Source organism: Sorangium sp. KYC3313, assembly GCF_052075895.1.
In the GTDB taxonomy this organism is placed as follows: Bacteria; Myxococcota_A; Polyangia; order Polyangiales; family Polyangiaceae; genus Sorangium; species Sorangium cellulosum_B.
Window position 1 is genome coordinate 4,013,935 of sequence record NZ_CP197255.1, and the last position, 20,957, is coordinate 4,034,891.

Consider the following 20,957-nt stretch of genomic DNA (forward strand, 5'->3'; position numbering starts at 1 on the left):
GAGATCGCTCTCCCCGGCGTCCTCGGGTATCGGCCACAAAAGCGCCGAGGACGCCAGGAGATCGCTCTCCGTGGCGTCCTCGGTCGCAGCGCCGCGGCTCGCGGCAGCGCTGGCTAGAGCCGGATGCCGGGCGCCGGGAAGCCGCGGCAGAGCTCCGCGACCTCGGCGGCGATGCGCGCGATGCGCGCCTCGTCGTTCACGTTCTGCGCCACCTCATCCATCCACGCCGCGAGGCGCTCCATCTCGGCGACGCCCATCCCGCGCGACGTCACCGCCGGCGTACCGATGCGGAGCCCCGACGGGTCGAACGGCTTGCGCGGATCGAACGGGATCGAGTTGTAGTTCGCCACGATGCCCGCGCGATCGAGCGCCTGCGCGTACGGCTTGCCCGCGATCCCCTTCGGCGTCATGTCGATCAGCAAGAGGTGGTTGTCGGTCCCGCCGGTGATGAGCCGGAAGCCGCGCGACTCCAGCGCGCGCCCGAGCGCCTGCGCGTTCACCACGATCTGCTTCGCGTAGGCCTGGAACCCTTCCTCCGAGGCCTCCTTCGCCGCGACCGCGATGGCCGCGGTCGTGTGGTTGTGCGGACCGCCCTGGAGGCCGGGGAACACCGCCTTGTCGATCGCGCCCGCGTGCTCCTTCTTGCAGAGGATCATCGCGCCGCGCGGGCCCCGGAAGGTCTTGTGCGTCGTCGACGTCACCACGTCGGCGATGCCCACCGGCGACGGGTGCACCCCCGCGGCCACGAGCCCCGCGATGTGCGCGATGTCCGCCGCGAGGATCGCCCCCACCTCGTCGGCGATCGCCCGGAACGCGGCGAAGTCGAGCGTGCGCGGGTACGCCGTCGTTCCGCACCAGATGAGCTTCGGCCGGTGGGCGCGCGCCAGGTCGCGGACCTGATCTAGGTCGATGCGGTGATCGCTCTCGCGAACCCCGTACGGCACGCTCTTGAAGTACTTCCCGGTGATGCTCACCGACCAGCCGTGGGTCAGGTGCCCGCCCGCGGGCAGGCCGAGGCCCATGATCGTGTCGTTCGCCTGCGCGAACGCGAGGTAGACGGCCAGGTTGGCCGGGCTCCCGGAGTAGGGCTGCACGTTCACGTGGTCGGCCCCGAACAGCTTGGCCACCCGCGTCCGCGCGAGCTCCTCGACCACATCGACCTGCTGCTGACCCTCGTAATACCGCTTGTGCGGGTACCCCTCGGAGTACTTGTTCGTCAGCACCGAGCCCGTCGCCTCGAGCACCGCCCGAGACACGTAGTTCTCGCTCGCGATGAGCCGGAGCGTGTCCGCTTCCCGCCGCTCTTCCAGGCGGATCAGCTCGGCGATCTCCGGATCGACCTCGTTGAGTGCCCGCAGGCCCTTCACTTCGCTTGTCGCGCTCATACCTCGAACTCCCCGCGTGTGAGGATGTCGGTGACGCGCCAGAGGAACGAGTTCGCCAGCACCCCGTCGATGATGCGGTGGTCGTACGACAGCGCGAGGAACATGACCGGATGGATCGCGATCGAGTCCTCCTTGTCCTTCGTGACCACCACGACGCGCTTCTTGATCTCCCCCATCCGGAGGATGCCCACGTTCGGCTGCGAGATGATCGCGCCGCCGAAGAGGTTCCCCTTGAGCCCGGGGTTCGAGACCGTGAAGGTCGTGTTCGCGAGATCGTCGGCCGTGATCTTGCCGGACTTCGCGCGCCCGGCCAGCTCGTCGATGCTCCTCGCGATGCCCCGCAGCGACAGCTCGTCCGCGTGCTTGATGCTCGGGACGATGAGGCCGCCGGGCGTGTCCACCGCCACGCCGAGGTTGACGTCGCGCAGCACCACGTACGAGTTCTCGAGCACTCGAGCGTTGAACTCCGGGTGCTCGCGCAGCGCGCGGACGGCCGCGGCGCAGATGAAGGACAGGAACGTCAGCGACACGCCCGCCTTCTTGAACTCGTCCTTGTGGAGGTCGCGCAGCTTCGACGTCTCGTGCAGGTCGACCTCGGCGACCGTCACCACGTGCGGCGACGTCACCTTGGAATAGACCATGTGGTCGGCGGTGATGCGGCGGCGCCGGCTGAAGGGCACCACCTTGTCGCCGGGCTTCGGGGAGTAGGGCGGCACCTTGTACGCGCCGTACCCGACGCCGGGCACCGGCGGCACGAACCCGCCGCTTGCCTGGATGAGCTGCGAGAGCTCCGCGGCCGCGCTCGCCGGCTGGGCCGCCGCGCTCGGCTGAGGCGCCGGCTCGGCCGGCGCGCCGTGCGCCGCGCGCATCACGTCGTCGCGGGTGATCCGGCCGTGATCGCCTGTCCCGTGCACGTCGCGCAGGTCGACGCCCGACTCGCGCGCGAGCTTCTTCGTCGACGGGCTCGTCAGGGGGCGGGCGCCCTCGTCGTGCCCGTTGCTGCCGGGCGCCGGCGCGGCGGCCGCGTTCAGCGGGTGGTGCGCCGGCGCCGGCGGCGCGCTCGCGCGCTGGGCCGTCGCCTGGGCCTCGCCCTGCGCCGTCTCGTCGATCTGGCAGAGCAGACCTTCCTTGGCGACGACGGTGCCCTCGGCCACCGCGATCCGCGAGACACGACCCGCGACGGGCGCCGGGATCTCCGTGTCTGCCTTGTCGGTCGCAACCTCGAGCAGCGGCTGCTCGCGCTTGACGAAGTCGCCCTCGCGCACGAGCCACCTCGAGACGGTTCCCTCGACCACGCTCTCGCCGAGCTGTGGCATGCGAACTTCGACCATCGCTTCTCGCGCCTCCAACGCGCGCCGCCGTGAGCGCCCGTTTCACCTCTCCGAGCAAGGCGGCACGGTCGTATACGCCGCCCGCCCTTCGAGAGCAACGACACAGTGTTCGTCCGGTGTGCATCCTTTTTTGTGGGTCGCGTCGGTCGCGTCGGTCGCGTCGGTCGCGTCGGTTGCGTCAGTCGCGTCGGCTGCGTCAGTCGCGTCGGCTGCGTCGGCTGCGTCGGTCGCGTCGGTCGCGTCGGTCTCGACCACGGCGAGCCGCCTCCACCGAGGCACGCCTCCACCTGGGCGCCCCGGCGCAGAGCGGCTGGGATCGAATGTCGACGCACGTAGACGCTGGCGGGCCCCAGCCGGTACAAGGGCCCCGTGCGTGACGCCGCGCCGGATGCGACCGCAGCCCCCGTCCCCCTGGCCCCCTCGAGCGAGAGCGCGCGCGAGCGCCTCGCCGCCGGGCCGCCGCGCGTCGTCGGGGCGCGGGCGATCCGGGCGGCCTCGCTCGGCGTCATCGCCTTCCTGCTGCTGCAGGTGCTGACCTACGGCTACGGCCGCGATCAGGGCATCTACGCCATGGTCGCGCGCGCGGTGCTCGACGGCGGCATGCCTTACCGCGACGCGTTCGACTTCAAGCCGCCCGGCATCTTCCTCATCTACGCGCTCGCCCGCGCCCTCTTCGGCCCCGCGCAGTGGGGCATCCGCGTCCTCGAGGTCCTCGGCCTCGCCGGCATGTGCCTCGCGATGGCGTCGCTCGCCGCCCGCCTCTTCGGCGACCGGCGGATCGGGGTCGTCGCCGCGGCGCTCGCCGTGCTGGTGCACGCCCAGCTCGATTTCTGGCACACGGCGCAGCCCGAGTCGTTCGGCGGCATGCTCACCATCGCCGCGCTGCTCGTGGCCACGCCGCGCGGCCGCGACGGCGCGCCCCGCCCGGCGCCGCGCGGCGCCGCGCTGGTCGTGTCGGGCGCGCTCTTCGGCGCCGCCGGCCTCCTCAAGCCGCCCCTCGCCGGAGGCGGCGTCGTGCTCGCCGTCGCGCTGGCCGCGCCCGCCCTCGCCGAGCTCGCGCGGCGGGGCGCGGCGCGGGCCGCCGTCCAGCGCGACGGCGACGCCGGTCCGACCGCGCTCCAGGGCGAGCCGGCGCGCTCTGCGCCGCCTGCGTCCGGGCCGCTCCGATCGACGGCGGCCGCGCTCCTCTGGGCGGCGCTCCGGCCCGCCTTGCTCATCGCGCTGGGCGGCGTGCTCCCCGTGCTCGCCTGCGCCGCCTGGTTCGCCCTGAGGGGCGCGCTCGGCGATCTGTGGGAGGTCCTCTTCGTCTTCACGCCGCACTACACCGCGCTCGGGTGGCGCGGCGCGAGCGTGCTCGGCATGGCGTGGTACGGCGCCTGCGAGTGGCTCGTCCACTACTCCGGCCCGCTCGCGCTCGGCCTCGCTTGCCTGGTCGCGCTCCACCCCGAGCGCCACGAGCGGGCGGGCGTGGCGCTGCTCTCGGGCGTGATCGCCATGCACCTCGTCGGCGTCGTGATGCAGGCGAAGTTCTTCCCCTACCATTACGGCGCGACGTGGCCGCTCACCGCGATGCTCGCCGCGCTCGGCCTCTGGAAGGCGTGGCAGCGGTGCACCCGCTCCGGCGCGAAGGCGGCCGCGGCGGCGCTCCTCGCGGCGCTCCTCGCGACCGCCTTCGCCCGCTCCGCGACCAAGGACGTGGCCGACGACTACATCGCGCGCTGCGCCAAGCGGATCGCGGTGCTCGCCACGGGCGCGAGGGACCAGGCGCGCCTCGACCGCCTCGCGTCGGTCGCCGACGTCAACGCCGCGGCGAACCGGGAGGTCGCCGCGTGGCTGCGCGAGCGCGTCGCGCCGGGGCGCCCCGTGTTCGTGTGGGGCTTCGAGCCGGTGATCTACGACCTCGCCGATCGACCGCCGGCGACGCGCTACCTCTACAACGTCCCGCAACGCGCGGCGTGGGCCCGGCAGGAGGCGCGCGACGCGCTGATGCGCGACCTCGCCGCGAGCCCACCGGCCGCGATCGTGGTCGAGCGCCACGACGTCTTCCCCTCGGTGACCGGCGACGTGATCGACTCGCGCGACACGCTGAACGGGTTCCCTGAGCTCGCGGGGCTCATCGAGGAGCGCTACGAGCTCGCCGTGAGCATCGAGGATTTCGAGATCCACCTCGAGCGCTGAGCTCCGGAGCCCAGCCCCGGGCGGCGGCGGCGCGGCGCGCTGCCAGCTGCGCCGCGCCTTCAGGGGCAGGGCAGGGTGTTGGGCCTGCGAGGGGTGGGCGCCGCCGCCCCGAAGCGGCGGCCGTCGCGGAGGCCGTCGGCGCAGCGCTGGATCGACTGCGTCTGAGACAGCGCGGAGGTCGCGCCCTCGCTGACCTGGACGCGCCCCGGAGCGCCGGCGATCAGGGCGTTCAAGAGCTGCGCGTCCGGCTCGGCCGCCGGTCCGTAGACCAGCGCGTCGATGAGGCGCGCCGCCGTGGCCGGCGTGGACGTGGGGAACGCCGCGGGCAGCCCCTGGTACAAGGCGACCGCGTCCGGGCCGTTCCGCAGGGTGTTGGCCGGGAAGACGAGGGCGGGCGTCGGTACGACGCCGCTGGTGCCGACGAGCAGGAGCCCGCCCCCGTCCGTCGTGCCGTCGAGCTCGATCGCGAGGTAGGAGCCGTCGGTGTCCCCGTTGTAGAGCACGAGCGTGTAACCGGCGAGGCTCACGTACCGCCAGCCCGTGCTGATCTCGATGAACTCGAGCAGGTCGCCGCTGTCTGCCGTGTCGGCGTCGACCTCGGTGATCTGGAGCTGGATCACCGTCACCGGGAACGACGTCCACCGCGCCCCCGGCCGGTTCACGACGATGTCCGCCGGGCCGATCGGCGTCGCGTCCGAGAGCGCGGGGATCGTGATCTGCGTGTCGGAGTCGATCGTGAAGGGCTGCGGCGCGAAGCCCACGGTCACCCCCGTCGCCCCGGTGAAGCCGGAGCCGGTGAGCACGAGCGCGCCGCCGACGGCGATGATCGGATAATCGACGGAGGTCACGCTGGCCGGCGCTCCGCATGCAGGGCAGGACCTGCCGCCGCAGTCGATGCCGCCCTCGTCGCCGTTGTGCAGCCCGTCCTCGCACGTGGCGGCCTGGCAGACGTAGTCGGTGCAGACCCCGGTCGGGCAGTCCGAGCCGACGAGGCACTGCACGCAGACCCCGGCGGGGTTGCACAGCCCGCCGTCGGCCAGGGAGCACCAGGTGCCGGCCTCGACCGGGTCGTTGATCGGCGAGCCATCGCGGCAGGAGTCGACCGTGCACTGGCTGTGGTCGTCGCGCAGATCGTCGTCGTCGTCGACCTCCGTGACCGCGCCGTCACCGTCACAGACGCGCTCGCGACAGTCGCCGGCGATCTGCTCCTTCACGGGCGTCCCCGAGGCCACGGGCTCGGTCGTGCATCCACCGTCGACGCACCTCGCGACCGCGCACTCGCTGTCAGGCGCGGGGCAGTCGGTGTCGCCGGTGCACGAGACGCCGCCGCCGCCGCCGGAGCCGTCGATGCCGCCCGCTCCGCCGCCCCCGCCGGCTCCAGCGTCGCCTCCGTTGCCGCCGTTGCCATCGACTCCGCCGGCGCCACCATCGCTCCCGCCGTTGCCACCGCCGGAGCCACCATCGCCACCGCCGGAGCCACCATCGCCACCGCCGGAGCCACCATCGCCACCGCCGGAGCCACCGCCGCCGTCGCTGCTCCCGCCGCCGCCGTCGCTGCTCCCGCCGCCGCCGTCATTGCCGCCGGAGCCACCACCGCCGCCCCCTCCGCCCGTTCCTCCCTGTCCGCCGCTCCCTCCCGTGTCCTCATCGATGAGGCTGCGATCGGGCATCGTGACCATCTGGCAGCCCGCGGTGGCCACCAGCGAAAGGCTCAACACGAGCGCGGAAGCGTAACGATTCGATCTCGAAGTCATTGACCACCTGTGTGCAGATTGGCAGGGGCGCTCGACGCTTCCGGCGCTGCCCCGCGCTGCCCCGCGCGCGGGAGCGAGCGGGAAGGCGCATCCTAGACGCACGGGACGCCTGAAGAAAGCGCCGCGCCGCCGCGCGCCGGTCCGGATCGCGCTGGCCTGGCGGGCGCCGCGCTGCGCCTGCTGCGCAGCAGCTGTCCTCGCGCGCTCCCTCGGGCGGGCAGGTGGGGAGCAGCCCGCTGGCATGCTCGTTGATGGGTCTCGAGCGCGGGGTTGCGCTCCGCTGCGAGCGGGGGCGAGCATGGCGCCCCGGTCGCGGCGCGGCGACCGAGGAGCAAAGAGCATGCGGATCGCGATCGTTTCCACCCCGTTCATCCGGGTGCCTCCCTCCGGGTACGGCGGGACCGAGCTCTTCTGTCACGAGCTGGCCGAGGGGCTGTCGGCGCGTGGACACGAGGTCACGCTGTTCGCGACGGGGGATTCGGTGGTCAGCTGCCGCCGCCGGTCCCTTTACGGGAGCCCGAGCTGGCCTCCGGCGCCGGAAGACGAGGTCAACCACGTCGCCTGGGTCTTCTCGGAGATCGCCCGCGAGGACGGGTTCGACGTGATCCACGTGAACAGCCCGATCGCCGTCCCGTTCACCCGCTTCGTCCACGTCCCGGCGGTGCACACCCTGCACCACGCGCCCTGCGGCGAGAGCTCGCGCATCTACGCGCGCCACCCGGAGGTCGCGTACGTGGCGATCAGCGCGCGGCAGCGCGCCCTGGAGATCCCGCTCCCGCGCTCGTGCGTCATCCATCACGGCGTCACGCCGGCGCGTTATCCGCCGAGCCTGAGCGACGAGGGCTACCTCGCGCACCTGGGCCGTTACGCCGAGGAGAAGGGGACCCACCTGGCGCTCGACATCGCGAGGGCCGCGGGCCTGCCGATCAAGCTCGCGGGCCGCGCGCACCCCAAGGACCGGATCTATTATCTCCAGGAGGTCGCCCCGCGCCTCCGGGAGAGCGGGATATCGGACCTCGGGGAGATGGGCCACGACCGCAAGGTCGCGCTCCTGCGCGGGGCCCGCGCCGTCCTCTGCCCGCTCCAGTGGGAGGAGCCGTTCGGGCTGATCGCCATCGAGGCCATGCTCTGCGGCACCCCGGTGCTCGGCTTTCGCCGCGGCTCCTTCCCCGAGATCGTCGACGAGGGCGTCACCGGCTACCTGGCGCCGCCGGGCGACCTGTCGCGCCTCGCCGCGCTCGCGGCGGGCCTGGCCCGCTTCGATCGCGCCGCCTGCGCGCGCCGCGCGCGCGAGCGCTTCAGCAGCGCCGTGATGGTGGGCAAATACGAGGAGCTCTACCGGACCGTGACCGGCCCGCGGCGCGCCGAGGGCTCCCGGGCGGCGTGATCGCTGCGCGGGAGGTCGAGGGGCTCAGTTGACCTGGGGTGGGATGGCCACCTGGCACTCGTTGGCTGGCGTCATCCATTTGATGGCGTTCAGCCAGAAGCGCTCGACCTGATACTCGGGATGATCGACCCACTCGCTGTTGTAGGTGATCCACTCGTCGCCCCAGACCAGGACCCGTCCATCGCCTACCTCCAGCGCCTTCAGCACGTCGTTGCCATCGCCGGTCGCCAGCGTGGTGCCCTCGCCGACCACCGGGTAGCCGGTGTCCACGCCGACAGCCTCGATCCCGTCGAGCACCGGATGCCCTCCGCTCCACTCCGTGATGGGGACCGTGGCGCCGCCTCGCCTCGGGAGGATCTGCGCTGCGTCGTAGCCGACGCCGAGCGGAGCGAGCAGCGTGTTGACGTTCTCGCGCTCCCGGGTCTGGCCGTACCCGATCAACGTCATGAGGCCGCCGCCCTTCGAGATCCAGTCGCGGAGCGCCTCGACCTCGGCGTCCGAGTACGTGCGCCCGATGTCGCTCACGTCCTGGATGACGATGACCTGGTGCTTCGCGAGCTCCTCCGCGGTGAGCTCGGCGTCGTTCAGGCCGAAGGCGCCGTTGATGCTGCGCTCGTTCAACCAGGACTCGAAGACGTCGCCGTCGCCCCACCGGCCCGGCTTGCCCAGCGTGGCGATGCGGAGGCAGTCGCAGACGCCGTCGCCGGCGACGTCGACGTCGTCGACGATGCCATTGCCGTCGTTGTCCAGGCCATCGCAGGTGTCCTCGTTGCTGGGCGTGCCGCTCCCCGAGCTGCTGTTGCCGCTGCCGGCGCCCGTGGCCAGGCTGCCGAAGTCGTCTCCGCCGCTGCTCGAGGCCACGCCCCCGAGGTCGTCTCCGCCGCTGCCCGCGCTGCCCGCGCTGCCCGCGCTGCCCACGCTGCCCGCGCTGCCCGTCCTGCCGCCGCTGTCCCCGGTGCTGCTGGCACTGTCATTGCTGGAGCACGCGGCCGCTTGCAGCGCCGCAGCGATGCACGCGACCCGCAGCAGATGTCCGGCAGGGACCCGACCGAAGGACGACAGGCGAGATCTCGAGTTCATGGCTCTCTCCACGAAGTTAGGCGTCGATGGCGGCGAACCCTGGCGAGCCGCCGAAAGCATTCGAGCGAAGCTGCATGGTGTCTTCCGGGCGGGGCTTTGCGCAACGCGAAATAGCGGTTCGCATGACGAACATTGGGGTCGACCGTGGGAGCCATGGCCTCGTGGTGTGACGTCGCACAACGAGGCATTGTAAATTTCAAGCCCGACGCGGTCTTCGAGAGAGCTCGCGCCCAGGACCTCGTCGCCCAAGTTCATTCATGGCCGCGCGTCTCCGGTGGGCCCGCTCCCAGGGGGCCGGGCAGCTCGGCGGGACCTCACGCCCGACCAGGAAGGACCTGGCCTCGCGCGGCCAGGGCTCCCCTCAGGGTTGCACGAGCTCGACGCCGCTGAACTCGATGGGAAAGGTGATGACGGTCGTCACCCCGCCTTGCGGCGAGGGGAACTGCATCTTCTCGAAGGCATCGGCCACGCAGCGATCGACCTGCTGATTCTTCGCCGTCGACCTCACCACGTCGGCCCTGTTCACCCTGCCGGTCGGACCGATCGTCGCCTTGACGGTCACCTTCCCCGTGAACTTCGGCGAGCTCTTGACGCCGATCTTGTAGCACTCGTCGAACAGCTCGCCGTGCTTCTCCACGACGTCGCGGACCTGCGATTCGGAGATGTTGCCCCCCAGCGTGCCGGTCGCGGTGGCCGCGCCGGGCCTCACGTTGCCGTCCGGCCTCGAGGCGGCCGGCCGCGGCGGGGGCGTCTCGACCGGCGTCGCCGCCGCGGGGGCCTGCGCGTCCGGCGGGGGCGCCGCGGGCTTCGGCTCCGGGGGGGCCGAGGTCGTCGGCTCCGGGGACGCCGCGCCGGTCGGCCCCTCCGACGCGGGCTGCGCCGGCGACTGGGCGGCTGGCGGCGGGGCGCCGCAGCCCGCCGCGAGCGCGAGGATCAGAACCAACCCTGTTCCGCGAGAGCTCATGCCCGAAGGTAAAACCCGAACGCGGGGCCGTGTCCACGGGGATAGCGGCGCGCGCTCGCTCAGCGCAGCCGCAGGACCTCGACCTCCGACGCGCCGCCGCGATCCACGAGCTTCGGCGCTCGGCCGCGCTCGCGCGCCGTCATGGACGCCCAGAACACCTCCGTCCCTGGCCGCTTCCGGATCGGCACCGGATCGGCATAGAGGAAGCCCGTCCTCCAGCGCTGCGGCGAGATCGCCGTCGGCGGTCCGACCTCGCGGACGACCGGGTCCGCCATCGTCGTGGACAGCGGGGCGCGCTCGACGACCCGGGAGCGCACAGCGAGCACCACGTCGCTCGCCGCCGGGCCCCCCGCGCGCACGAAGATCGTGAGGAGCGAGCGGGCGCCCTCGTGGAACGTCGTCCCGAGCAGCTCCGTGCCGTCGTCGAACCGCGCCCCGATCGGCGCGAGCGCGGCGCGGATCTCCGCGAAGAGCGCCGCCGCGCGCGCGCCGTCGCCCGCGCCGAGCGCCATGTTGTGCGCGATCCGCTTCTGCTCCAGCGTCTCCGGCGGCGCGGCCGGCGGCTCCGCCGGCTGTCCGAAGTGCACGCGGAGCTCCCACGTGAGGAACGGATCCGGCACGATCTCGCGCTCGGGCTCGGTGCCCGAGACGAGGTACCAGGCGAGGAGCCCCGGCTCTCGCTCACGGAACGAGAACGCCTCGATGCCGTTCGCGCCGCTTGCCGAGAGCGTGCGCGCCCCGGCGCCCGCGCCGAGCACCCAGAACGGGCCCACCGCCGTCACGTCGAAGCGCTGCGCGAGGCTCGCCTGATCCCGGTCCAGCATGAACCGCGTGTCCACGAGGTAGGCGCCGCGCGGCGGCGCTTCCTTCGGCGGGGGTCGGCTGGGCGTCACGACGCGCCCGCCGAGCGCCCAGACCTGCGCCCAGGTGGCCTTCATGCTCTCGTGCATCGCGACGGGCGCGTCGGTCGGCGTCCCCGGCAGCCTCGGCGCGAGCCACCGCAGGAACGCCGTCTTCTCCCCGTCGGAGTCGATGAGGTGCCCCCGCTCGTTGAAGCGCCCGCCTGTCTCGCGCGCATAACGCAGCGCCGGGAGCCCGTCGCGCAGGACGGCGGCGAGCGGCACGAGCCACAGCGCGAGCGCCGCGAGCGCCGGCCCGCCCGACGGCGCGTCGAGCGCCGCCCCGGCGGACGGCGTCGCGACCCGGGCGGCTCGCCGCGCGGCGGCGGCGCGCTCCAGGAGCGCCGCGCCGGTGTCGACGAGGGCGGCGGCGGCGAGGGCGAAGTAAGCCGCGAAGTAATGCGGCCAGAAGATGTGGATGTCGGCGCCTTGCCGGAACACGACGTACTGCACCGCCGCGGTCGCGAGGTAGAGCAGCGGCAGCGCGTCGTGCTCGCGCCGGAGCAGGACGAGCCGCGCCGCGCAGACGATCGCGGCGAGCTTTCCGGCGGCGATGGCGATCGGCGTGAACGAGAGCTCGAGCCAGTACCGCCGGCCCTCGAGCACCTTGCCGAGCGGCTCGGCGTTCCCCGAGGAGCGGAGCCCGTAGCTCGCCAGCAGGTCGCCGAGCTTGCCGGCATGCTGGAAGAGGGCCAGGTAGAGCCCGGCCGTCAGCGCGACGATCGAGGCGGTGAGCACCCACCACGCGGCGTAGCGCCGCTCGGGGAGCGGGCCGAAGACGCGCCTCGGGAGCAGGTAGGCCCGGATCGCGCCGAACGCGAGCAGCCCGCCCGTGAGCACGAACGCGGGCCAGTCGGCGTGCATCCCGAGCGCGAGCCCGAGCGCGCTCACCGCGAGGTAACGGCGCCTGGATGTCTGTAACAGGCGGACGTAGCCGAAGAGCCCGAGCAGCGTCCAGGCCATGACCGGGACCTCGAGCGCGTTGAAGTTCGCGAACGACAGCGTGATCGGCAGGACGACGAACGACGCCGCCGCGGCGGCCCCTGCGGCGGGGCGGTAGACGCTCCGGCCGAGGGCGTAGAGCAGGGGCGGCGTCGCGGCGCTCAGGAGGACGGCGGGCAGGCGGCAGATCACGTCGTGCCGCCCGAGGACCTTCATGAACGCGGCCGTCGTCCAGAAGATCCCCCACGGGTGGTGGCAGTAGTACATCCCGGGCGGCGGCCGGCTCGCTGTGTACTCCCACACGGGTCCGGGGATCTTCCAGCGGAGCATGTTCTCCGCGATGATGCCGACGCTCGCCGACGACGCGTAATGTCCGGCGAGGACGGGTCCGAACATCTCCCACGCTGCCGCGAGCGCGAACCACGCCGTGGCGAGCGCGGTGACGGCGAGCGCCGCGCGGGCCTCGCGGCGGGACGCGGCGGGGAGGCCGCGCAGGTCGGTCGGATGGGGGGCGAGGCGCGGGGGCAGCAACGTGGGCGCAGCCTATCTCGTCGGCGGCGCCGCGCGGGCAGGCGGAGCGCCGAGGAGCGGGCGCCGCGCGCCGCAGCGGCGCGGGTCGATGCGCGCGCCCCGGTCGGGTAGGATGGGGACATGTCGACCGAGGCGCACAGGCAGGTTCATCGGCGGGCGCACCGTGACGGCAAGGAGCGTGATCCGACGTTCTATCCCGTGGAGAAGAAGATGGGGGAGGACTCCCTTCAGACGTGGATTGTGGAGCTCCTCCGTCCACTCATCGAGCGCTGGTACGAGGCGCTCGGTCGGCCGAGGTTCGTGGGGGCGGACCAGTTCATCTATTATCGGCAGTTCGATCCTTCCAAGGTCGTGGCCCCGGACGTGTACGTGCTCCCTGGCGTGCCGCCGGGCCGGCGCGTGCGGAGCTGGAAGGTGTGGGAGACGGGCATCGCCCCGAGCTTCGCGCTCGAGGTCGTCTCGTCCGACGAGCCGTACAAGGACTACGTGGACGCGCCCGAGCGCTACCGGGAACTCGGGGTGAAGGAGCTCGTGATCTTCGATCCCGACTGGGAGCGGGGCCGCGATCGGGTGCGGTGGCAGCGCTACCGGAGGCTGAAGACGCGCGGCTTCGTCCGGGTGGAGACGACGAACGTCGACCGGATCCACGCGCGCGTGCTCGGCTGCTGGCTGCGGGTGATCGGCGCGGGCGAGGAGGCGCGCCTCCGGCTGGCCACGGGGCCCGAGGGCGAGGAGCTCTTCCCGACCGCCGCGGAGGCGGAGCGCGCGGCGAAGGAGGCGGAGCGCGCGGCGAAGGAGGCCGCGCTGGAGCGCGTGGCGGCGCTCGAGGCCCAGATCGCGAGCGCCGCCGGGGCGAGGGGCAAGGGACCCGGGGCGCCGTGAGCCTCGCGCCAGACGTTGAGCTCTGGCGCCGCGCCTTGTGAGGCTTCTCCTTCGGTTTCGGAACAACACACGCCACTGACGAGGCGGAGCCGGCATATCGCGACCTCTGTGCACGGGCATCCGAGGCCTCTTTTCTGGTTCCGAGTCGATGGATCCCCCTCGGAGAGGGGAAGCCAGCACATCGCGACCTCTCCCGGCGGGCATCCGAGGCCCCATTTTCGGTTCCAGATCGACCGAACCCCCCCTCGGGAGGGGGAACCGGTACATCGCGACCTCTCCAGGATGGCCTCCCAGGGCCTCGGCTCGGTTCCGAGATGATAGCTTCCCGCCACCTTGGGTACCCCGTCCCCTCCGGCGGAGCCTCTGGCGGCGCCCGCTCCCGAGCGTCGCGCGCTCTCCGGCCTGCTCCGTCGCGGCGCGTGTCGACTGCGCGCCGCGGCGCGTGTCGACCGCGCGCCGCTCGGCGTGGCGCTCGCTCTCGTCGTCGTCGCCGCGTCCGTCTACGTGATCGCCGTCCCGCTCGCGGTCGTCCGCTACCCGCCGATGACCGACCTCCCATTCCACGCGGCCGAGACGGCGGCGTTCAGGCACTACCTCGACCCGGCGTGGCACTTCCGCGAGCAGTTCACGCTCCAGCCGCTCGCCGTCCCGTACATGTCCATGTACGCGCTCGGCGCCCTGCTGATGCTCGTCCTCCCTCCCGTGGCCGCGGTGAAGGTCGCGGCCGCGGCGATGCTCGCGCTCCTGCCCGCGGGCCTCGCCGTCCTCTTCCACGGCCTGAAGCGGAGCCCGCTCCTCGGCGTCCTCGGCCTGCTCCTCGTCTGGTGCAACCTCACCCACTGGGGCTTCCTCAATCACATGGGCGCGCTCGGCCTCTTCGCGATGGTCATCGGCCTGACGCTCCTGCTCCTCGATCGCCCCTCGCGCGGCCGGCAGATCGCGCTCGCGCTCGCGCTCGTCGCGCTGTTCTTCACGCACATCTTCCGCTTCCCGTTCGCGCTCGCCGCCGTCGTCGGCACGGCGATCGTCGTCTTCCCGGCGACGCGGCGGCTCCGCCCCATCGCGCTCCCGCTCGCGCCCTCGCTGGCCCTCTTCGCGGCGTGGCTCGTGGTCCGGACCGACACGCTGCACGCGGCGCCCATCGCGCCCGCGCTCCACTGGGAGCGGCTCCGCGAGGTCCCGTCGCTCCTCTTCACGAGCTTCACCGACCCCGCCGAGGCGGCGGCGGCCGGCCGGGCAGCGCGCTTCGTGCTCGCCGCGCTGCTCGTTTGCGCCGCCGGCGCCGCCGCACGGCTCGCCGGCGCCGGCGCCGATGCGGCGCGCTCACCCGAAGGCGCCAGCGCCAGCGCCGCTGCTGCGCGCTCACCCGCCGGCGCCGGCGCCGACGCGGCGCCCTCGCCCGCGGTGGACGCGCAGCAGCGGTCCTTCGCGCGCCTCGCCGCCCTCGTCCCGATCGCCTGCGCGATCGTGTTCCTGGGCCTGTTCCTGAGCCTGCCGCTGCAGATCGGCCTCTGGTGGTACGTCTACCCGCGCGAGATCGTCGCCGCGCTGTTCCTGGCGCTCGGCGCCTTCCCGGACCTGCCGCGATCACCCTGGCTCAAGGTGCCGGCCGTGCTCGCGCTGTCGGCCGCCCCGGTCTTCCTCGGCGCCGTGGTCCGCGACAACTACCGCCGATTCGACCAGAGCACGCGCGACTTCGACGCCATCATCGCCCGCGTCCCGCAGGCGCCGAGGCTGCTCTACCTCGTCTTCGATCACGGCGGCTCGACCCGGACGACGACGCCGTTCATCCATCTCCCCGCCTGGGTGCAGGCCACGCGAGGCGGCTGGCTCAGCTTCCACTTCGCCGTCTGGGATGCCTCGCCCGTCGCCTACAGGCCCCGCGAGGAGCCGGGCGCCGTCGTCCCGCCGTCCACGCCGCTCCGGTGGGAGTGGACGCCTTCGATATTCGACGTGCGCCGCCACGGCGCCTTCTTCGACTGGTTCCTCGTCCGCCGGCGGGCAGGGGCGGATCACCTCTTCGCGAAGGACCCGAGCATCGTCGCCGTCGACCACGTCGGAGACTGGTGGCTCTACCAGCGCAGCGGCGGGCCCTAGTGGGCACGCCGGCTCCGACTTTGGGTTACGATGTCGCCCATGCGCACCTCGACTGCGTCTGCCCTCGTCGCCGCCGGCATCGCCCTCCTCGCCGTGTGCGCCTGCGGCTCCGAGGACCCCGTCGGCCCTGGCGGCGCGGAGGGCGGCGGGCTCCCCGCCGGGCCCGTCTGCCCGGAGCCCACGCCGGTGCCCTGCGAGGACGAGGTCTTCCAGCAGATGAACCTCCAGGACACCGTGGCGCCCGGGGAGATCGTCAACGAGCAGGACGGCGCGGGCATCCGCTCCATCGTCGACGCCACCGCGGGCGGCCCCTTCGCTTCCGAGCCCGACGCCTACGTCTATGCCCGGTTCACGGACGCCGGCCTCGAGAAGGTCGAGATCTCCGACGAAGCAGCGCTCCAGTCCATGGACTGGGACATCGCCTTCCGCCGCTACATCGTGCGCATCAACAGCGGCCACTCCGGGCCGTCCTGCGTCACGGCGGCGCGCCTCCCGGGCACCCCGGACTACGATGGGATCATCGAGGCGCCCGGCGAGCCGAGGCTCCGCAGCGACGAGTATTTCACCGAGAGCTGCGAGCTCATCCCCGACGGCTCCGGGCTGGACTCCCCGGCGACGGCGCTCTCCGGCTACTGGACCTATCCCGGGTGCGTGAAGATGACCGGCCTCGTCTACGTGCTCCAGCTCGCCGACGGCCGGAGCCTCAAGCTGACCGTCACGCACTTCTACAACGAGCAGACGCAGGCGCAGTGCCAGGAGAGCGGGATGGTCCCGATGGAGGACACCGGCTCCGCCAACTTCCAGATCCGGTGGGCGTTCCTGCCGTGACGCGGACCGCCGGCGCGGTGCCCGCGCGGCGCGGCGGCCCGGCCCGCGCCGCGGCCCCGTGGCGCCGCCTGGGCCGCGCGGCGGCCGTGCTCGCGCCGACGCTCGCGGTCTGCCTCGCGCCGGCGCTCGCCGGCTGCGGCGCGGACGACGCGGCCGCGGCGCCGCTCGACGGGCCCGCCGCGGCGCCGCTCGATCGGCCCGACGCGCGCGGCACGAGCCTCCAGTTCCGGTTCGATCCGGACGACGTCGTCGAGACCTTCGCGTCGGCGTCCGGGAGCTTCCTCGTCCATTTCGCGCGCGAGGGGCGCTGCGCGGTGCCCGCCGAGGACGGCGACGCGACGGGCGTCCCCGACTTCGTCGAGGAGGTCGCCGCCGTCTACGACGAGGTCATCACCCACTACCGAGACGTCCTCGGCTTCCGGCCGCCGAGGAGCGACGAGGACCTGCCCGACAACGGCGGCGACGGCCGCTTCGACGTCTACCTCGTCGACTTCGCCGGCGTCGGCGACGGCGCGTTCCGGGTCGACGCCTGCGCCGAGGACGCCGGGGACCGCTGCGCCGGCTTCATGACCCAGGAGAACGACTACAGCGGCTACGGCTATCCGTCGACGCTGACGGCGAACCGGATCCTCGGGAGCCACGAGCTCTTCCACGCGGTGCAGGCGGGCTACGACCACGGCCAGGACACCCTGATCACGGAGGGGACCGCGGTCTGGGCGACCGAGTCGTTCGACCCCTCGCTGAAGGACTTCGAGGGCTTCGTCGACGGCTACCTCGCGAACGCGGATCGGTCGCTCGACGTGCCCTTCACCGGCCCCGTGGACCCCTTCAGCTACGGGAGCGCGCTCTTCTTCCAGTTCCTCGAGGAGCGCTTCGGAGACGGCACGGTCCGCGCGCTCTGGGAGCGCCTCGAGGACGGCGCGAACGGCGAGGCGGATCCGGTGTGGTTCGAGCAGCTCGACCCCTTGCTCTCGTCGCGGGCGCAGACGACGTTCGCCGAGGCGTTCGTGGAGTTCGCCGCCTGGAACCTGCTCACCGGATCGGCCGCGGATCCCGAGCGCTCCTACGCCGCCGGGTCCGGCTACCGCGGGCTCGCCCCGGAGGAGGTCGCCGCGCCCTACGCGGACGGGCTGCGCGTCTTCCACGCGTCGGCGCAGTACTTCAGCGTCTCCCCCGCCGGGCGCGCGACCATGACGGCCGCGCTCGCGGCGCCCGCGGACGATCCGGCGCAGCTCTCCGGCCTCGCGCTGCTGCTCGCGGCGCGGCGCGGCCGCGTGTACGGCGAGGTGGTGCGCGCCGGCGACGTCGCCTCCGGCGCGGCGCTTGTCGACATGGCGGGCGCCGATGACCTCGCCGTGATCGTGGTGAACGGCCTGCAAGATGGCGAATCGCGCAAGCCGACGCTGTGCATCGGCGCGCCGGACGAGGTCGCCGCGTGCCGGGCCGCCGCGGAGGCCACCGGCGGCGGCGGCGGCGCCGGTGGCGAGGCGCCCGCCGAGGGCGCAGCGGGCGGCGTCGACGACGGCGGGTGCGGCTGCCGCGTCGTGGCGCCGGCCGCCGCGGTCGCGAGCTCCGCCGCGTCCTTCGGCTGCGCGCTGGGCGCCTCGCTGCTCGCGCTGGCCGCGCGCCGGCGCAGGCGCCGAGCGGGGGCCTACGCGCCGGGCGACGCGCGCGGCGCGGCGCCGAGCGGCGCTCGGTGAGGCGCGTCACCCGGCGAGCGCGCTCCCCCGCCGACCCCGCGAGCGCTCGTCACGCCGTCAGCCCGATGCGCTACCCTGCAGGAGATGAGCGAGCCCCGTTCCGACGACGCATGCCCTCTCCTCCGCGAGGACGCCGAGGGCATTCTTTGTTTGGCCATCGAGGGCGATATCTCGGACGAGATCGCGCGCTCTCTCTGCGCCGTGTTCAGGCGCGTGGCGGACAGCGGCCGCGAGGTCCTGGTGCTCGCCGACGCCCGTGGCGTCGGGACCCTGACGGCGGCGGCGCGCAGCGCGCTGGCGGAAGAGCTGCGCGGCGTGCGCTTCAGCGGGGTCGCGGTCTTCGGGGCGAGCTTCTCCCTGCGCGTCGTGATCACGCTCGCCTCGAGGAGCGTGCAATTCTTCACGGGCGAGGTCTATCCGCTGGCGTTCTTCGACACGGAGGCCGAGGCGCGCGCGTGGCTGCGCTCCCAGCGAGACGCGCTCCGGGCCACGCAGCGGCAGGGCGCATGACGCCCGCCGCCCTCCGAGGCGCGCGGGCGACCCGGCGCATGCGCGGCCCCGAGCCGCGACCCGCGCGCTCGATCGGCCGCTTCACCGGTCGTCGCGCGGGTGGCGTCCGTGATCGAGCGAACGTCGTACCGCCACGCAACGAGCTACCGTGCAACGCCATGAGCGACCCCCGCATCGACGACGCAGACCCGGTCCTCCGCGAGGACGCCGAGGGGATCCTGTGCACCGCCATCGAGGGCGATATCTCGGACGACACGGCGCGCGCGATCGCCGCCGCGTGCAGGCGCCTGTCGGAGAGCGGCCGCGCGGTCCTCGTGCTCTCCGATGCGCGCCGCACCGGGGCCATCTCGGCGTCGGCGCGCAAGGTGATGGCGGACGAGCTCCGCAGCGTGCGCTTCGACGCGATCGCGCTGTTCGGCGCGAGCTTCGCCGTGCGTGTCGTCTCCACGCTCGCCGCGAAGAGCGTGCAGCTCCTGACGAGGCAATCCTATCCGGTCGAGTTCTTCGAGACGGAGGGCGAGGCGCGCGCATGGCTGCTCGCCCGGCGGGATGCGCTCCGGGCCGGGCGGCGGCCCGGAGCGTGACGTCCCCCTCAGCGGCGCGCGCGGGCCGCGCCGCGCCGGCGCGCCGCCGCGGCCAGGCCGAGGAGCGCCGCCGCCGCGAGGCCTCGCCGCTCGCCTGAGCCCGCGCCGGCCGGAGCGCACGCGCAGCCGGCGCGCTGGTCGCCGGCGCCCTCGCCGCCTCCCGAAAGCGACGGCGGCTCGTCCCCGAGCACCTCCCTGAGCGCCGCGACAGGGTCGATGATCCCGTGTCCGAAGATGGGATCGTGCCCGCTCTCGTCGGGGACCGCGTAGGGCGCCAGCCGCGCCGTCCGGATCATGACGTCGTAGAGCTCGCCCGCGGTCCGCTCGGGCGCGGCGCTCACCAGCAGCCCCGCGACGCCGGCGGCGACAGGGCACGCCGACGAGGTGCCGCCGAACCGGTCGGTGTAGTCGCTCGCGTCGTCCCCCTCGCTCCCGGCGATGTCGGTGCTCAGCGTCCCCGTGGGCGCGACGAGATCGATGGATCTCCCGCGGTTCGTGAACGGCGTCGCGTCTTCCAGGTGGTTGACGGCGCCCACGGCGAGGACGCCCCGCACGGCCTGGAGCTCGTCGTCGAGGATCTCCCGGTCGTCGTTGCCGGCGGCGAACAGGACGAGCGCCCCCTTCCCGCTGCGCCCGGCGTCGAACAGGCGGTTGATCGCGGCCTCGACCACCCTGGGGACGGGCATCGGGTCGGCGTACCCCCAGCTGTTCGACACGACGGCGGCGTTCACCTGCAGGGCGAACTCGAAGGCGTCGACCGAGGCGGAGATCGGCCGCGGCTCGTCGTCGATCAGCCGCACGCACCGCAGCCTGCAGGCGGGGCAGCCGCCCGCGATGCCCACGCCGTTGTTGGTGTCGGCGGCGATCAGGCCCGCGCAGGCCGTCCCGTGGTTCACGCTCTGCTCGCCCGGCTTGTAGGTGGGGTCGTCGTCGTCGTCGATGACGTCCAGGCCTGGATCCACCTTCGCGGCGAGGTCGGGGTGATCGAGGTCGCACCCGGTGTCGATGACGACGATGGACGTGGCCGCGTCTCCCTGCGTTCGCCCCCAGGCCTCTTGCATCCGGAGGTCGTCGAAGTACCACTGGTCCGGCAGGCGCGGGTCGTCCGGCGCGAACGGCGCGCCGTGCGCCTGGAGGCGCACGTGGAGGTCCGGGATCACCTCGCGCACGGAGGCCGGCCGCGCCGCGCCCTGGAGCCGCTGAGCGAGGTCGAGGCCGTCGCCGCCGCCGGTGTCCCTGACGAGCCACAGCCCGATCGAGGGCATCAGCGGCCTCACCACCTCCACGCCAGCGGCGCCGAGCGCGTCGAGCGCGTCCAGCGCGCCGGGCTCGACCTCCACGATCGCGGTCGCGCCGACGCTCGCCTCGACCGTCCGGCCGCCTGGATAGCGGAGCCGCACCGGCGCGAGCGCGCGCGGCGTCGAGGACGCGCCCAGCGCGGCCGGACCGAGCCGCTCGACGTCGACGCGGCGCCCGCCGTCCATGAATGACCGGGCGCTCGCTGCCGGACGCGCGCTCGCGAGGGCGTCGCCGGTCCCGGCGGCCGCGAGGAGGAGCGCCGCCGAGGAGAGCACGATCGAGGGCTTGTGTCGCATCGCTCTCCTGGATCTACCGGAGCGCGCGGCGTCCTACCAGGGCCGCCCTGGAGCGGCGCTCGGGCGAGAAAGATGAGACCGTCAACCGGTGCTCGGACAAGGAGGATACAGACCGCCAGGACGCCAGAAGACGCCAAAAAGAGAGATGTCTCCGGGGTCTCTTGGCGTCCTTGCCGCCTCGGCAGTTTCTCGCTTCGAGCGCCAGGGACTCTATCTCTGCTTCAGGTCCTCAGCGCGTACGGGGTCGCTCCGGTCGTCGCAAATGTGCTGCAATCTTCTCCGGAACAGCGGCCGACTGATAGGCATAAAT

16 protein-coding genes are annotated in these 20,957 nt (G+C 73.3%); 8 read left to right on the plus strand and 8 right to left on the minus strand.

What is annotated here, in order from left to right; genetic code table 11:
- Positions 1–113: 113 nt before the first annotated feature.
- The 3 genes from glyA to ACSRUE_RS15620 are packed head-to-tail and all read right to left on the minus strand — an operon-like array spanning position 114 to position 2,971.
- Positions 114–1,385, minus strand: a complete 1,272-nt coding sequence (glyA, locus tag ACSRUE_RS15610; protein ID WP_441291688.1) for a serine hydroxymethyltransferase — start codon at positions 1,383–1,385, stop codon at positions 114–116.
- Positions 1,382–2,716 (minus strand): dihydrolipoamide acetyltransferase family protein, encoded by a 1,335-nt coding sequence (locus tag ACSRUE_RS15615; RefSeq protein ID WP_441291689.1) that lies wholly within the window; start codon positions 2,714–2,716, stop codon positions 1,382–1,384. Before ACSRUE_RS15615 ends, glyA begins: the two co-directional genes overlap by 4 nt.
- A gap of 42 nt (positions 2,717–2,758) precedes the next feature.
- Positions 2,759–2,971: a hypothetical protein gene (locus ACSRUE_RS15620; protein ID WP_441291690.1), complete on the minus strand. Its 213-nt coding sequence runs from the start codon at positions 2,969–2,971 to the stop codon at positions 2,759–2,761.
- A gap of 114 nt (positions 2,972–3,085) precedes the next feature.
- Between ACSRUE_RS15620 and ACSRUE_RS15625 the strand changes: the two genes are divergently transcribed.
- Positions 3,086–4,894 (plus strand): glycosyltransferase family 39 protein, encoded by a 1,809-nt coding sequence (locus tag ACSRUE_RS15625; RefSeq protein WP_441291691.1) that lies wholly within the window; start codon positions 3,086–3,088, stop codon positions 4,892–4,894.
- A 59-nt stretch (positions 4,895–4,953) separates the two neighbouring features.
- Here ACSRUE_RS15625 and ACSRUE_RS15630 read toward each other — a convergent pair whose 3' ends face one another.
- Positions 4,954–6,612 carry a hypothetical protein gene (locus ACSRUE_RS15630; RefSeq protein ID WP_441291692.1) on the minus strand — a complete coding sequence of 553 codons (1,659 nt, stop codon included), beginning with the start codon at positions 6,610–6,612 and terminating at the stop codon, positions 4,954–4,956.
- 376 nt (positions 6,613–6,988) lie between these two features.
- Between ACSRUE_RS15630 and ACSRUE_RS15635 the strand changes: the two genes are divergently transcribed.
- Positions 6,989–8,035: a glycosyltransferase family 4 protein gene (locus tag ACSRUE_RS15635; protein WP_441291693.1), complete on the plus strand. Its 1,047-nt coding sequence runs from the start codon at positions 6,989–6,991 to the stop codon at positions 8,033–8,035.
- A 24-nt stretch (positions 8,036–8,059) separates the two neighbouring features.
- Here ACSRUE_RS15635 and ACSRUE_RS15640 read toward each other — a convergent pair whose 3' ends face one another.
- The 3 genes from ACSRUE_RS15640 to ACSRUE_RS15650 form a co-directional block, all read right to left on the minus strand.
- On the minus strand, positions 8,060–9,115 hold the full coding sequence (locus ACSRUE_RS15640; protein WP_441291694.1) for a hypothetical protein: 1,056 nt from the start codon (positions 9,113–9,115) through the stop codon (positions 8,060–8,062).
- A gap of 361 nt (positions 9,116–9,476) precedes the next feature.
- On the minus strand, positions 9,477–10,079 hold the full coding sequence (locus ACSRUE_RS15645) for a TonB family protein (protein WP_441291695.1): 603 nt from the start codon (positions 10,077–10,079) through the stop codon (positions 9,477–9,479).
- Between the two features lie 59 nt (positions 10,080–10,138).
- Positions 10,139–12,451: an ArnT family glycosyltransferase gene (locus ACSRUE_RS15650; protein WP_441291696.1), complete on the minus strand. Its 2,313-nt coding sequence runs from the start codon at positions 12,449–12,451 to the stop codon at positions 10,139–10,141.
- A gap of 120 nt (positions 12,452–12,571) precedes the next feature.
- Between ACSRUE_RS15650 and ACSRUE_RS15655 the strand changes: the two genes are divergently transcribed.
- From ACSRUE_RS15655 to ACSRUE_RS15680, 6 genes are all read left to right on the plus strand, one after another.
- Positions 12,572–13,333 (plus strand): Uma2 family endonuclease, encoded by a 762-nt coding sequence (locus tag ACSRUE_RS15655; RefSeq protein WP_437324431.1) that lies wholly within the window; start codon positions 12,572–12,574, stop codon positions 13,331–13,333.
- A gap of 465 nt (positions 13,334–13,798) precedes the next feature.
- Entirely contained in the window at positions 13,799–15,430 is a 1,632-nt protein-coding gene (locus ACSRUE_RS15660; RefSeq protein ID WP_441291697.1) for a hypothetical protein, read from the plus strand.
- A gap of 39 nt (positions 15,431–15,469) precedes the next feature.
- The gene (locus ACSRUE_RS15665) at positions 15,470–16,258 is read left to right on the plus strand and encodes an HmuY family protein (protein WP_441291698.1); all 789 of its coding nucleotides are present in this window, start codon (positions 15,470–15,472) and stop codon (positions 16,256–16,258) included.
- On the plus strand, positions 16,255–17,958 hold the full coding sequence (locus ACSRUE_RS15670; protein WP_441291699.1) for an MXAN_6640 family putative metalloprotease: 1,704 nt from the start codon (positions 16,255–16,257) through the stop codon (positions 17,956–17,958). The genes ACSRUE_RS15665 and ACSRUE_RS15670 overlap by 4 nt, the downstream gene beginning before the upstream one ends.
- A gap of 84 nt (positions 17,959–18,042) precedes the next feature.
- Positions 18,043–18,468 carry an STAS/SEC14 domain-containing protein gene (locus ACSRUE_RS15675; protein WP_441291700.1) on the plus strand — a complete coding sequence of 142 codons (426 nt, stop codon included), beginning with the start codon at positions 18,043–18,045 and terminating at the stop codon, positions 18,466–18,468.
- A 158-nt stretch (positions 18,469–18,626) separates the two neighbouring features.
- Positions 18,627–19,052, plus strand: a complete 426-nt coding sequence (locus ACSRUE_RS15680) for an STAS/SEC14 domain-containing protein (protein ID WP_441291701.1) — start codon at positions 18,627–18,629, stop codon at positions 19,050–19,052.
- A gap of 8 nt (positions 19,053–19,060) precedes the next feature.
- On the opposite strand, the gene ACSRUE_RS15685 is transcribed toward ACSRUE_RS15680, so the two are convergent.
- Positions 19,061–20,647, minus strand: coding sequence for a S8 family peptidase (locus ACSRUE_RS15685; RefSeq protein ID WP_441291702.1), 1,587 nt, complete (start codon positions 20,645–20,647; stop codon positions 19,061–19,063).
- Between the last annotated feature and the right edge of the window lie 310 nt (positions 20,648–20,957).

Coding starts and splice junctions, on each gene's coding strand:
- glyA (WP_441291688.1), bottom strand. CDS start 1,385: ATGAGCGCGACAAGCGAAGTGAAGGGCCTGCGGGCACTCAACGAGGTC.
- ACSRUE_RS15615 (WP_441291689.1), bottom strand. CDS start 2,716: ATGGTCGAAGTTCGCATGCCACAGCTCGGCGAGAGCGTGGTCGAGGGA.
- ACSRUE_RS15635 (WP_441291693.1), top strand. CDS start 6,989: ATGCGGATCGCGATCGTTTCCACCCCGTTCATCCGGGTGCCTCCCTCC.
- ACSRUE_RS15640 (WP_441291694.1), bottom strand. CDS start 9,115: ATGAACTCGAGATCTCGCCTGTCGTCCTTCGGTCGGGTCCCTGCCGGA.
- ACSRUE_RS15645 (WP_441291695.1), bottom strand. CDS start 10,079: ATGAGCTCTCGCGGAACAGGGTTGGTTCTGATCCTCGCGCTCGCGGCG.
- ACSRUE_RS15655 (WP_437324431.1), top strand. CDS start 12,572: ATGTCGACCGAGGCGCACAGGCAGGTTCATCGGCGGGCGCACCGTGAC.
- ACSRUE_RS15665 (WP_441291698.1), top strand. CDS start 15,470: ATGCGCACCTCGACTGCGTCTGCCCTCGTCGCCGCCGGCATCGCCCTC.
- ACSRUE_RS15675 (WP_441291700.1), top strand. CDS start 18,043: ATGAGCGAGCCCCGTTCCGACGACGCATGCCCTCTCCTCCGCGAGGAC.
- ACSRUE_RS15680 (WP_441291701.1), top strand. CDS start 18,627: ATGAGCGACCCCCGCATCGACGACGCAGACCCGGTCCTCCGCGAGGAC.
- ACSRUE_RS15685 (WP_441291702.1), bottom strand. CDS start 20,647: ATGCGACACAAGCCCTCGATCGTGCTCTCCTCGGCGGCGCTCCTCCTC.